13 protein-coding genes and 1 tRNA gene are annotated in these 12,635 nt (G+C 64.7%); 11 read left to right on the forward strand and 3 right to left on the reverse strand.

Going from position 1 to position 12,635, the window contains the following annotated elements; all coding sequences use genetic code 11:
* Positions 1 to 84 precede the first annotated feature (84 nt).
* Positions 85 to 174 (reverse strand) — tRNA-Ser (locus LB551_RS23350).
* Positions 175 to 499: 325 nt separating this feature from the next.
* Here LB551_RS23350 and LB551_RS23355 point away from each other — a divergent pair.
* The 3 genes from LB551_RS23355 (at position 500) to LB551_RS23365 (ending at position 2,263) form a co-directional block, all read left to right on the forward strand.
* On the forward strand, positions 500 to 1,168 hold the full coding sequence (locus tag LB551_RS23355; protein WP_224660550.1) for a 50S ribosomal protein L21: 669 nt from the start codon (positions 500 to 502) through the stop codon (positions 1,166 to 1,168).
* Positions 1,169 to 1,268: 100 nt separating this feature from the next.
* A complete protein-coding gene (gene rpmA, locus LB551_RS23360; RefSeq protein ID WP_140493012.1) occupies positions 1,269 to 1,538 on the forward strand; it encodes a 50S ribosomal protein L27 in 270 nt (89 codons plus the stop codon).
* Positions 1,539 to 1,675: 137 nt separating this feature from the next.
* A complete protein-coding gene (locus LB551_RS23365; protein ID WP_140729415.1) occupies positions 1,676 to 2,263 on the forward strand; it encodes a GNAT family N-acetyltransferase in 588 nt (195 codons plus the stop codon).
* Positions 2,264 to 2,364: 101 nt separating this feature from the next.
* Here LB551_RS23365 and LB551_RS23370 read toward each other — a convergent pair whose 3' ends face one another.
* The gene (locus tag LB551_RS23370) at positions 2,365 to 3,234 is read right to left on the reverse strand and encodes an endonuclease/exonuclease/phosphatase family protein (protein ID WP_224660551.1); all 870 of its coding nucleotides are present in this window, start codon (positions 3,232 to 3,234) and stop codon (positions 2,365 to 2,367) included.
* Positions 3,235 to 3,362: 128 nt separating this feature from the next.
* On the opposite strand from LB551_RS23370, the gene obgE reads away from it, so the two are divergent.
* From obgE to LB551_RS23395, 5 genes are all read left to right on the forward strand, one after another.
* Complete coding sequence (obgE, locus tag LB551_RS23375) at positions 3,363 to 4,394, forward strand: GTPase ObgE (RefSeq protein ID WP_224660552.1); 1,032 nt, start codon at positions 3,363 to 3,365, stop codon at positions 4,392 to 4,394.
* Positions 4,395 to 4,398: 4 nt separating this feature from the next.
* Complete coding sequence (gene proB / locus LB551_RS23380) at positions 4,399 to 5,538, forward strand: glutamate 5-kinase (RefSeq protein WP_224660553.1); 1,140 nt, start codon at positions 4,399 to 4,401, stop codon at positions 5,536 to 5,538.
* A 3-nt stretch (positions 5,539 to 5,541) separates the two neighbouring features.
* Complete coding sequence (locus tag LB551_RS23385) at positions 5,542 to 6,828, forward strand: glutamate-5-semialdehyde dehydrogenase (RefSeq protein WP_140550796.1); 1,287 nt, start codon at positions 5,542 to 5,544, stop codon at positions 6,826 to 6,828.
* A gap of 251 nt (positions 6,829 to 7,079) precedes the next feature.
* A complete protein-coding gene (locus LB551_RS23390; RefSeq protein WP_224660627.1) occupies positions 7,080 to 7,667 on the forward strand; it encodes a nicotinate-nucleotide adenylyltransferase in 588 nt (195 codons plus the stop codon).
* A gap of 101 nt (positions 7,668 to 7,768) precedes the next feature.
* Positions 7,769 to 9,067: an MFS transporter gene (locus LB551_RS23395; RefSeq protein ID WP_224660554.1), complete on the forward strand. Its 1,299-nt coding sequence runs from the start codon at positions 7,769 to 7,771 to the stop codon at positions 9,065 to 9,067.
* Here the strand turns inward: LB551_RS23395 and LB551_RS23400 are convergent, their stop codons facing one another.
* Complete coding sequence (locus LB551_RS23400; RefSeq protein ID WP_140550798.1) at positions 9,068 to 9,919, reverse strand: mechanosensitive ion channel family protein; 852 nt, start codon at positions 9,917 to 9,919, stop codon at positions 9,068 to 9,070.
* Positions 9,920 to 10,160: 241 nt separating this feature from the next.
* Here LB551_RS23400 and rsfS point away from each other — a divergent pair, with 241 nt between their 5' ends.
* From rsfS to LB551_RS23415, 3 genes are all read left to right on the forward strand, one after another.
* A complete protein-coding gene (gene rsfS, locus LB551_RS23405) occupies positions 10,161 to 10,538 on the forward strand; it encodes a ribosome silencing factor (RefSeq protein WP_010912111.1) in 378 nt (125 codons plus the stop codon).
* Between the two features lie 84 nt (positions 10,539 to 10,622).
* Positions 10,623 to 11,105, forward strand: a complete 483-nt coding sequence (gene rlmH / locus LB551_RS23410) for a 23S rRNA (pseudouridine(1915)-N(3))-methyltransferase RlmH (RefSeq protein WP_140550799.1) — start codon at positions 10,623 to 10,625, stop codon at positions 11,103 to 11,105.
* Positions 11,106 to 11,272: 167 nt separating this feature from the next.
* Positions 11,273 to 12,634, forward strand: coding sequence for a murein hydrolase activator EnvC family protein (locus tag LB551_RS23415; protein ID WP_224660555.1), 1,362 nt, complete (start codon positions 11,273 to 11,275; stop codon positions 12,632 to 12,634).
* Position 12,635 lies beyond the last annotated feature (1 nt).

The raw sequence follows: 12,635 nt of genomic DNA on the forward strand, positions 1-12,635 counted from the left end.
TCGACAATCCGTTCGGCACGAGATTGTCACCCATGTCTTAGGTACAATACGTTACCTATGTCTCCGGGTTGTACAAAGCAGAAATGGCGGAGAGGGAGGGATTCGAACCCCCGATGGGCTTGCACCCATGCCGCATTTCGAGTGCGGTGCATTCGACCACTCTGCCACCTCTCCGCGGTCATGGTCCGCCGTTGCCGGCGCGGCGCACTAGATAACGGCTCGCCCGACAGGTTACAAGGCCAAATCCGTCCCGGTATCCCGGTTCTTTTCGCGGTTGTCAGGCACACGCCGGTGCTTGCGGTGTTGCCGGAGCCAAAAGCCCCACGGTTCGATGGCTCCTTTGCCTTGACTCGCAACGAACCTTCGGTTAGGGACAGCGCGCAATCGGCGTGGAGGGTTCTTCCGCGCCGCTTGTTTTTTGAACCCGCAGACTGACAAAAAGACGGCCGAACCGCCACAGGCGGTTCATCGAGGCCGACCGAACAGCGAAAGGCAAAAAATGTTCGCAGTCATCAAAACGGGCGGCAAGCAGTATCGCGTCGCCGCCAACGATCTCCTGAAGATCGAAAAAGTCGAAGCCAATGTCGGCGACATCGTCGAGATCGGCCACGTGCTCGCGCATGGCGAGGGCGAGAATGTCACGTTCGGCGCACCGTTCGTCGACGGCGCGGTTGTCACCGCCGAAGTCGTCGAGCAGGGCAAGAACCGCACGGTCATCGCCTTCAAGAAGCGCCGCCGCCAGAATTCGCGCCGCAAGATCGGCCATCGCCAGTTGCTGACCACGGTCCGGATCTCCGAGATCCTGCTGGGCGGCGCCAAGCCGGCCAAGAAGACCGCTGCCAAGGCGGAAGCCAAGGCCGAGGTAGCCGCCGACACGGCGCCGAAGGAAGCCAAGGCCAAGAAGGACGCCCCGAAGGAAGAGGCAAAGGCCGAGACCGCGGCAGCGCCGCTGTTCAAGGCGCCGAAGGGTGAGCCGGACGATCTGACCGTGATCAAGGGCATCGGCCCGGTTGCAGCAAAGGATCTCAACGAACAGGGCATCATCACCTTCGCGCAGCTCGCCAAGCTGACCGAGAAGGATGTGGCCAAGATCGACGAGAACATGCCGTTCAGCGCCGACCAGATCAAGGACTGGCGCGAGCAGGCCAAGGAACTGGCAAAGAAGTAAGGCGAACCGGCGCGAAACGTCGCCGGATCGGACTTGAAACGGAACGCGAACGCGTTCATAAGACCATTCAAGCGCCCTTGGGCGCATCGGAGTTAGTTAGATGGCACACAAGAAAGCTGGCGGCTCGTCGCGCAACGGTCGCGACTCGCATTCCAAGCGTCTGGGCGTGAAGAAGTTCGGCGGCGAAGCCGTCATCCCGGGCAACATCATCATCCGTCAACGCGGCACCACCTGGCATCCCGGCGTCAATGTCGGCATGGGTACCGACCATACGCTTTTCGCGCTCGAAGCCGGCGCCGTGACGTTCAACAAAAAAGCCAACGGCCGAACCTACGTATCGGTCAACCCGATTACCAAAGCAGCGGAGTAGCCGGTTCCGCACCACAACACCGGCAGCCCATCTCGGGAACCGGTGTCTGGAAGCCAGAAGGTTTGGCAAAGCCAGGAAAAGGATCAGGGGAGATGGGTTTCCATCTCCCCTTTTTCTTGTGCCTGGAGGACTTTGACATGGTTGCCGAAGCGGAAGACTCAGAAGACGAAAGTTATGCCATCGATTGCCCGGTGCTGGTCACCGAGCGGCTGGTGATGCGGGCTCCGCGCGAAAGCGACATCGCGCAACTGGTCGAGCTCGCCGACAACCGTCATGTCGCCGAGATGCTGGCGCGCATGCCGCATCCCTATGGCGAGGCGGAGGCCCGCGCTTTCCTGGCCATGACCAAGTCGCGCCGCGCCGGCATCGCCTACGCGCTGACGCTGGCCGGCACCGAAACCTTCGTCGGCTGCGCCGGATTGAACACAACCGACCGCGGACTGGAGCTCGGCTACTGGATCGGTGAGCCCTACTGGAAGCGCGGCTTCGCCACAGAGGCGTCGCACGCCCTGGTAGATCTCGCGTTCCAACGGACAAATATCCAGGTGCTGCATGCCTCGACGCGGGTCATCAATCCGGCCTCGCGCCGGGTGATCCACAAATGCGGCTTCCAGTATGCCGGCCAGGGCATGCTCAACTCGATCGTCGCCGGCCAGGTGCCGGTCGAGCGCTACCGGCTCGACAGGAAGACGTGGACCAGCCTGCGCAACTGGGTGCATTTTTGATGTGCCGATATTTCAGGTGAGGCCGGCCTCACCTGAATCTCAGCACATCGGCGCTGGGCCTCCGGTCAAAGGTTCGGAAAGAATCGTGCATCGATTTGGGCTCAGCCCAGTTCGGCCCATACCGGCAGATGGTCCGAGCCGACAGCCTTTCGGTCGACCCACAGGCGCTTCAGCGACCGGGCAAGCGAGGCGCTGGTGAAGATATAGTCGATGCGCTTGTGACGGTCGGTATTGCCGGGATCCTTGGGGTCGACCCAGCTGACGAGATCGTCGCCGGCGACATTGAGGCGAAGGGCGGCGTCGACGGCGAAATCAGCGGTCAGCGGCATGCCGAATTCGTGGTCCGGCCGGCCGGCGAGTTCGACATATTCGGGCGATCCGGCCAGCATGTTGAAGTCGCCCATGCCGACGAAGGCCTCGGGATGCGGCAGTTCCGGCAGGCCGATCTCGGCGACGCCGGACAGCGCGCCGCCTTCAAGCGCATAGTTCAACAGGCGCCGGCGCAGGAACTGGATCTGGCTGGCGCGCTCGACCGGGCTGCGGTGATCGAGATGGATGGAATAGAAGCGGATGAAACCAAGCGGCGTCTCGATCAGCGCCTCCAGCGCGCCGCGCTGGAAGTTCATCATCTCGAAGCTGCGGCTGCGCGGCAGGAGCAGGTTGCGCGACAGATGAATGGGCGTCTTCGACAGCACCATGTTGCCGAGCTGGAAGGTGATGGTGATGGCGCGGCCGTTCTCGATGCGCGAGCCGATATTGGCCTCGAAATTGCTGCCATAGACGGCAAAATAGTCGGGCAGCGCCTCGCCGATCTCGGCGACCATGTCGCGTCCGCCGTTCCTGGGATTGTTGCGGGTGACCTCCTGCAGCGCGATCACGTCGGCACCGCGCACGGCTTCAGTGATGCGCGCGACATCGTACTGCCCGTCAAGACCGATGCCGTACTGGATGTTGTAGGTTACAAGCTTCATCCGTCATCTCCGGCCAACCCCGCGCGGCCATTGTCATAAAACGGCCTCGCCCTTCGCCGCGCCTTGGTTTAGAGCAAGGCGCAAGGTTTAGAGCAATGCCGCAAGGCCAATAAAGAAACTGCTGTCCGATGAAATTTCTCGATCAAGCCAAGGTCTATGTCCGCTCCGGCGACGGAGGCGCCGGTTCGGTGTCGTTCCGGCGCGAGAAATTCATCGAGTTCGGCGGACCGGACGGCGGCGATGGCGGACGCGGCGGCGACGTCTGGCTGGAAGCGGTCGACGGGCTGAACACGCTGATCGACTACCGTTACCAGCAGCATTTCAAGGCCAAGACCGGCACCCATGGCATGGGCCGCAACATGACCGGCGCCAAGGGTGCCGACGTCACGCTGAAAGTGCCGGCTGGAACGCAGGTGTTCGAAGAGGATAACGAGACGCTGATCTGCGATCTCACCGTGGTCGGCCAGCGCTTCCTGCTGGCCAAGGGCGGCAATGGCGGCTTCGGCAACCAGCATTTCAAGACCTCGACCAACCAGGCGCCGCGCCGCGCCAATCCGGGTCAGCCCGGCGAGGAGCTCAACATCTGGCTCAGGCTGAAGCTGATCGCCGATGCCGGGCTGGTCGGGCTGCCCAATGCCGGCAAATCGACCTTTCTCGCCGCCGTCACCGCCGCCAAGCCGAAGATCGCCGATTATCCCTTCACCACGCTGCATCCCGGCCTGGGGGTGGCGCGCATCGATGCGCGTGAATTCGTCATCGCCGACATTCCCGGCCTCATCGAGGGCGCGCATGAGGGCGTCGGCATCGGCGACCGTTTCCTTGGCCATGTCGAGCGCACGCGCGTGCTGCTGCACCTGGTGTCGGCGCAGGAAGAAAATCCCGGCAAGGCCTACAAGACGGTGCGCGCCGAACTCGAAGCCTATGGCCACGGCCTGACCGACAAGGCCGAGATATTGGCCCTTTCACAGGTCGATACGCTCGATGCGGATGAGCGCAAGAAAAAGATCGCCTCGCTGAAGCGCGCCGCCGGCCGCGCGCCGATGCTGCTGTCGGCGGTCACCGGCGAAGGTGTCGAGGCGGTGCAGCGCGCGCTGATGGCGGTGATCGCGGAGGCCCGCGCGCAGATCGCCGCCCCGATCGAGACGCGCTGGGAAAAGTAAGGCCATGCAGTCGCTGAAGAAATACCGGCGCATCACCGTCAAGATCGGTTCGGCGCTTCTGGTGGACCGCACGGCCGGGCTGAAGCGCGACTGGCTGGCCTCGCTGGCCGACGACATCGCCGTGCTGGCTCAGGGCGGTGCGGAAATCCTGGTCGTGTCGTCGGGCGCCATCGCGCTTGGCCGTACCATTCTCGACCTCGGAAAAAGGGCGCTGAAGCTCGAGGAGAGCCAGGCGGCGGCCGCCGTCGGGCAGATCGCGCTGGCCGGCGCCTGGTCGGATGCGCTCGGCAAGGGCGGGCTGAAATCGGGCCAGATCCTGCTCACGCTTGGCGACACCGAGGAGCGCCGCCGCTACCTCAACGCCCGGGCGACGATCTCGACGCTGTTGAAGATGAAGGCGGTGCCGGTCATCAACGAGAACGACACCGTGGCGACCTCCGAGATCCGCTATGGCGACAATGACCGGCTGGCGGCGCGGGTGGCGACGATGATGGGCGCCGACCTTTTGGTGCTGCTCTCCGATATCGACGGGCTCTACACCGCGCCGCCGGCGCGTGACCCGGAGGCCAAATTCGTCGCGGTGGTCGACCGCATCACGCCTGAAATCGAGGCGATGGCGGGCGCCGCGGCTTCCGAACTGTCGCGCGGCGGCATGCGCACGAAGCTCGACGCCGGCAAGATCGCCACCGCGGCCGGCACCGCCATGATCATTACCGCCGGCACGCGGCTTTCGCCGCTGATGGCGGTCGAGCGCGGCGAGCGCGCCACCTTCTTCCGGCCGAGCGCCAACCCCGTGAAAGGCTACAAGAGCTGGATCGCCGGCCAGCTCGAACCGGCGGGAAGGCTCACCGTCGATGCCGGTGCCGTCGGGGCGCTGACATCGGGCAAGTCGCTGCTGCCGGCCGGCGTCAAGCTGGTCAGCGGCAATTTCTCGCGCGGCGATACGGTGGCGATCCTGTCGCCCGAGGGCCGCGAGATCGCCCGCGGGCTGGTTGCCTACGATGCCGCGGATGCCGTAAGGATCGCAGGCCTGAAGACGACCGAAATCGAGACCGTGCTCGGCTACGAGGCGCGTTCGGCGATGATCCACCGCGACGACCTTGTGGTCAGCCTCGCGGGCGACCAAGTAACGAGCGGAGGATGAGCCATGCTGAAGCTGCATGAAAAATCCCGGAACGATACAGTGGCGACAATGGCCGACCTCGGCCGCCGTGCCCGCGCCGCCGCACGACCGCTGGCCATCGCCACGACAGCCGCCAAGAACGCGGCACTGGCCGCCATGGCGGAGGCGATCATCGCCCGCGAGCGAGCCATACTCGACGCCAACGCCATCGACATCGCGAACGGTCATGAAGCCGGACTGTCGGCGTCCTCCATGGACCGGCTGAAGCTCAATCCCGCCCGCATCCGCGCCATGGCGGACGGCATTCGCGAGATTGCCGAACTCGGCGATCCCGTCGGCGACGTGATCGCCAGTTGGGAGCGGCCGAACGGCCTCAGGATCGAACGCGTGCGCACGCCGCTCGGCGTCATCGGCGTCATCTATGAGAGCCGGCCCAACGTCACGGCGGATGCCGGCGCGCTCTGCCTCAAGGCCGGCAACCCGGTGATCCTGCGCGGCGGCTCGGATTCGCTGAACTCGTCGTCGGTGATCCACGCCTGCCTGGTCGACGGCTTGAAGACAGCCGGCCTGCCGCAGGACGCCATCCAGCTTGTGCCGACCACCGACCGCGCCGCCGTCGGCGAAATGCTGAAAGGCCTCGGCGGCAATCTCGACGTTATCATCCCGCGTGGCGGCAAGAGCCTGGTCGAGCGGGTGCAGACCGAGGCGCGGGTGCCGGTCTTCGCGCATCTGGAAGGCATCTGCCATCTCTATGTCGACCGCTCGGCCAAGCTCGACATGGCGGTCGGCATCGCCGTCAACGCCAAGATGCGGCGCACCGGCGTCTGCGGCGCGGCCGAAACGCTGCTGGTCGACCGTGCGGTTGCCTCCACCCACCTGGTGCCGATCCTCGATGCCTTGCGCGCTGCCGGCTGCGAGATCCATGCCGATGCCGAGGTGCTGAAGCTGTTCTTCGACGCCAAGCCGGCGACCGATGCCGACTGGGTCACCGAATATCTGGACGCCGTCATCGCGGTGAAGCTGGTCGACGGCGTCGACGGCGCGATCGAGCATATCGAGACTTTCTCCTCACACCATACCGAGGCGATCGTCGCCGAGGATGCGCAGGCGGTGGAACGGTTCTTCAACGAGATCGACTCGGCGATCCTGTTGCACAACGCCTCGACACAGTTCGCCGATGGCGGCGAGTTCGGCATGGGCGCCGAGATCGGCATCGCCACCGGCAAGATGCACGCGCGCGGGCCCGTTGGCGTCGAGCAGCTGACCTCGTTCAAATACCGCGTGCGCGGCTCGGGACAGGTGAGGCCTTGACGTTTTTCGCCGTTAGAGTCTGAGAGGCGTGTGCGCGCGGACCCCCCTCTGCCCTGCCGGGCATCTCCCCCTCAAGGGGGGAGATGGGCTGTTGTTTCTGATTTCGCCAATCGCTGTCGTCGCAGAATTTCTGCAGTCGGTGACGTTGCCAATCTCCCCCCTTGAGGGGGAGATGTCCGGCAGGACAGAGGGGGGCACCTAGCACCATGCTTTCCCTGCCTGAACAACCTATCCCGTCCAGCTACCTCAAAATGCCGCATGCCGGCAAAGGCCTTGCTGTCGGCCTGTTCGGCGGCTCGTTCAATCCGCCACATGCCGGCCACGCGCTCGTCGCCGAGATCGCGCTCAGGCGTCTGGCTCTCGATCAGTTGTGGTGGATGGTCACCCCGGGCAATCCGCTGAAGAACACGCACGAGCTGGCGCCGCTGGCCGAACGGCTGCGCCTGTCCGATCGGATCGCCAAGAACCCGAAGATCAAGGTCACCGCCTTCGAAGCGGCGCATCATGTGCGCTACACCGCCGACGCGCTGGCGCTGGTCAAGGCGCGCAATCCCGGCGTCGACTTCGTCTGGATCATGGGCGCCGACTCATTGCGCGATTTCCACCGCTGGCAGCGCTGGCGCGAAATCGTCATGACCTTCCCGATCGCGGTCATCGACCGTCCGGGCGCGACGCTGTCGTTCCTGTCGTCGGTCGTGGCCAAGACCTTCGACTATGCCCGCGTCGACGAAGGCGATGCGCCAAGGCTCGCCCGCATGAAGGCGCCCGCCTGGACCTTCATCCACGGCCCGCGCTCGTCGCTCTCGTCGACGGCTATCCGCAAGCAGGCGAAGGGCTGATCGGCACGCACGGCGCCCTTTCTTCGCAAGGAAGAAGGCAAGTCCGGCAATGTCGCTTTTACGGCGGTCTTTCGTCATCGAATGGATGATCTTGCGCTGACATGGCCACTCTCGTGAAAAACCAGACCGAAGCGGAATCGAGCCACGGCGACACGCCCACGCCGCTGATCGCGATTGCCAGCGTCGTGGTGTCGATGGCGCTAATCGCCATCGGCAACGGGCTGATGTTCGCCTACATTCCTGTCCGACTCGGGGTGGAAGGTTTCGATCCGACCTGGGCCGGTCTGATCGTCACCGGCCTGTCGGCCGGCGGCCTCGCCGGCTGCATCTTGACCGGGCCGCTGGTGCGCAGGGTTGGCCATGCCCGCGCCTTCATGGTGCTGTCGGCGCTGATCGCGCTGTCGAATGCCGCAATCGGCGCCGGGCCGCACCCCCTGTCGTGGATCGCGGCGCGCGCTCTCTACGGCTTTGCCATATGCGGGCTTTTCATCGTCGCGCAGAGCTGGCTCAACGATGCCGTCGCCAACGCCATACGCGGCAGGGTAATGGCCGTCTTCTACGTCGCCTATGTCGGCGGGCTCGGCATCGGCTATGCGACGCTGGCGCTGGTCGACATCAGGACGGCGGATGCATCGTTGATCGGCATAGCCTTCACCGCGCTATCCATCCTGCCCGTCGGGATGACCCGGCTGGCCCAGCCGCCGGCGCCGCAGGCGGCATCGGTGGCGCTGCGCCGGGCCTGGCGGATTTCGCCGGTCGGCGTCGCCGGCATGCTGGCGGTCGGTGGCCTGTCCATGTCGATTTCCGGCTTCGCGCCGATCCACGCCACCGCGAAAGGGTACAGCCAGGCCGACGTGGCGCTGTTGCTGTCGGTGATGCCGCTCGGCACGCTGATCCTGCAGGTTCCGCTCGGCTGGATTTCCGACCGCACCGATCGCCGCTATGTGCTGGTAGCGGCATCCGCGATCGCCGCGGCGGCAGGGATGTTCGCGCTCGGCTTCGACGGCGGTACGCTGGCACTGCTGCTGGTGGTCTATGTGATGTGGGACGGCGCCTCGGAATCGATCTACTCGTTGGCCAGTGCGCATGCCGCCGACCGCGCCGGCAAGGACGACATGGTGGCGCTGTCGAGTTCGCTGTTGTTTGCCTGGTCGCTGTCCGGCTTCATCGTGCCGGGCATCGTGACCGCGCTGTCGGCCGTCTTCGGCACGCAGGCCTTCATCTATGTGACTGTGGTCATCGCCTGCGTCTTCTGCCTGTTCGTGCTTTTGCGCGTGTTCACCACGCGGCCGGTGCCGGCAACCGAAACCGGCAGCTTCGCGCCGATGACGGCGCAGGCGCCACTGCCGGTGGAACTCGCCTTCGCGCCGGACGAACAGCACCGGCACAGGGGCGATTGACTATTGCCGGCGGGTTTCCGGTGCCGGGGCCTGCGGTGGCGGCAGCGGGATCGATATGCGTTCGCGGTCGAACTCCTGCTTGGCCCGCTTGGTGAGATCGGCCTGGGCGGCGAAGAAATCCGCCGATGATGTCCAATAGCGCAAGGTGATCGAGACGGTGCTTTCGCCCAATGCCGCGACAAAGGCGGTCGGCGCCGGCTCACGCTTGATGCGGCGCTCGGCGGCGGCGATCGCAAGCAGCGTCTTCTGGGCGCGGTCGATGTCGTTCCAGGAGCCGATCGAGAGCGTGATGTCGCCGCGCCGCACGCCGTTGCGCGAAAAATTGCGCACCGGCTGGTTCCACAGCGTCGAGTTGGGCGCCAGGATGTAGACGCCTTCGGATGTCCGGAGCTTGGTGGCGAAGAGGCCGATTTCCTCGACCGAGCCGGCAATGGACCCGACTTCGACGGATTCGCCGATGCGGAACGGCCGCAATGCCAAAAGCATGATGCCGGCGGCGATGTTCTGAAGCGTGCCTTGCAGCGCCAGGCCGATGGCCAGGCCGATGGCGCCGATCGCGGCGATGATCGAGGCCGTCTGCACGCCGAACTGGCCGAGCACCATGATGACGACGAGGACGAGGATGGCGTAGCGGACGATCTTGGAAAAGAAGTGCCGCAGCGTCTGGTCAAAGCCATGGATGTGGCCCAGGCCGGCAAAAATCGAACGCTCGGCAAAGCCGGCGACGATGTAGCCGACAACCAGAAGGATGACGGCGCCGACCGCCGAGAGGGAATAGGAGACAATGAGTGCGCTGAGTTGAGAGAGCCCCGCCTGCACGGTCAGGAGGGCATTTTGCGGGTCGATCGGCATAATGGGATTCCGGTTGATCAATCAGCCGATAACCGCTGCGGAACGCCTGGGTTCCGATCTTTTGCGTGTCGCGCGGAACAAGCGGGGGCTCAATGAGTTCGCATGGAAGCGGGGCTCCGTCTTGAAACTGCAACGGAACTCTGCCTATCTAAGCGGTGTCACCCGCTTTAAGGGTGATTTGGTTGTTCTTGCTGCGAAAGGAAATACACTGAGAACAGCACTGCGGAAGAAGGCCGACATCGTGCCTTCGCCGGCCGGGATCAGCGTAAACGACGCCGTGTCCCGCGCCATCAACACAGTCCTTGCCAGTCTGGAAGACTCCAAGGCCGAAAACATCGTCTCAATCGACATTCAGGGAAAATCGAGCCTCGGCGACTACATGGTCGTCGCGTCGGGCCGATCGCACCGCCATGTCTCGGCTGTTGCCGACCATCTCCTCAAGGCGTTGAAGGATGCCGGCCTCGGCACGGCGCGCGTCGAGGGGCTGTCCGGCGCCGACTGGGTCCTGATCGATTCAGGCGACATCATCGTCCATGTCTTCCGCCCCGAAGTCCGCGAATTCTACAATCTCGAAAAGATGTGGCAGGCGCCGGACCTCGAGGAAGAGACCCTGCACTGAGCCGGTTGGTTCGGATGCGTGCCGTGGTTCCAGGCCTATTGACGATTTTCGGGCGACACGCATCGGCGGCCCTCTGAGGCGAGGATGAAGATTACCGTTCATGCCGTGGGCCGGATGAAAAGCGGCCCCGAGAGAGAACTCGCCGACCGCTATTTCGAGCGTTTCTCCAAGAGCGGCCCGGCTGTCGGCCTCGAATTCTCCGGCATCGCCGAGATCACCGAAGGCCGCGCCCAGAACGCCGATGAACGTCGGCGCGATGAAGGGGCAAGGCTGCAGGCGCAGTTGCAGCCCGGCTCGGCGCTGGTCCTGCTCGACGAGCGCGGCAAGAACCTGTCCTCGGAAGAGTTCGCCGGCCGCATCGGGCAGTTGCGCGACGCCGGTCGCAAGGCGCTGGCGCTGGCCATAGGCGGCGCCGACGGCCACGATCCATCGCTGCGCGCCCAGGCCGAGCTGGTGATGTCTTTCGGTGCGCTGACATGGCCGCACCAATTGGTGCGGGTGATGCTGGCAGAGCAGCTTTACAGGGTCTCGACGATCCTGTCCGGCCACCCCTATCACAGAGCCTGAAGGTCGCATCGCACCGAATTCCGCCCCAATGCCGCGCAAGATCACGGCTTTGGGCCGGCTTTTCCTGTTTTGTTAACCGGTGTGCGAAACCGCTGCACATTTTTGGGCGATGCGCATTAATATGGTTGATGGTTCGTTAACGAAGCCGCAGATAGAGTCCATCCCGCATGGCTGAAGGCTGGAAATCGACGACGGGCTCATCGACAGCGGGCTCCTGGCGCGCGCGCTGCGGCATCGCGGCGGCGGCGGTCATCCTGTCGCTCAATGCCGTGTGGGCCGAGAACACGCTCGACATGGCCCCCGATCCGGACCAGAGCCGCGCCGAATACGAACAGATCTCCAAGGAGATAAGCCTATCGTCCGAACGATTGGCCAAGCTCGCCGCCGACATTGCCGCGGTCAAGAAGGACCACGCTTCGATCACCGCCGCGCTGATCCAGTCGGCGATGACCGAGCAGAAGCTTGGGCAGGACATCGAGGACATCGGCGCCAAGCTGGAAGGGCTGAAGAGCCAGCAGCAGAAGATCCGCGCCTCGTTGATGGCGCGGCGCGACGTGCTGGCGGAGGTGCTGGGCGCATTGCAGCGCATGGGGCTGAACCCGCCGCCGGCGATCCTGGTCAAGCCGGAGGACGCGCTGTCGTCGGTGCGCAGCGCCATTTTGCTTGGCGCCGTGGTGCCTGAATTGCGCCAGCAGACCGACAGGCTCCTGGCCGACCTCAAGGAGCAGACGAGGGTGACGGCCTCGATCGAGGCCGAGCGGGCACGGCTGACGACGGCGGTCGGCGAGCAGGCGGCGGAGAAGAAGCGGCTCGGCATGCTGCTGGAAGCCAAGCAGAAGCTCGAAGCCGACACGCAGGCGCAGTTGTCGGCCGAGCGACAGCATTCCGAGACGCTGGCGGCCAAGGCCAGCAGCCTGAAGGAGTTGATCGCTTCGCTCGAAGCGCAGGCCGAGCGCAACCGCAAGGCCGCGGATACCGCAAAGGCCGCGGATGCCGGTCGAGCCGGCGACAAGGCAGGCGGGGATAAGGCGGGCGGCGATCTGACGGCGTCGCTGCCGCTTCCCGAGGCCAACCGGCTTGCCGCGGCGGCACCCTTCTCGGCGCTGCAAGGACAGATCGCGCTGCCGGTCATCGGCCGCATCAAACGCCGGTTCGGCGCCGAAGACGGTAACGGCGCGGTGATGCTTGGGGACATGGTTGCGACACAATCGGGCGCCATCGTCACCGCACCGGCGGATGGGAATGTGCTTTATGCGGGGCCGTTTCGCTCCTACGGTCAACTCTTGATCCTGAATGCCGGCGACGGTTATCATGTCGTCCTGGCGGGGATGAGCAGAATCAGCGTCGCCACCGGCCAATCAGTGCTCGCAGGAGAGCCGGTCGGTGCGATGGGGGAGGCCCGGGTGGCAAGCACCTCGGCTTCGAAGAATGGAAATGCCACGCCGGAGCTCTATGTCGAGTTCCGCAAGGATGGAAAACCCGTCGATCCGGCCCCATGGTGGGCGGACCGTTTTTCTGGAAGGACGTGAA

It is taken from the genome of Mesorhizobium sp. BR1-1-2 (assembly GCF_020165435.1).
Taxonomy (GTDB): Bacteria; Pseudomonadota; Alphaproteobacteria; order Rhizobiales; family Rhizobiaceae; genus Mesorhizobium.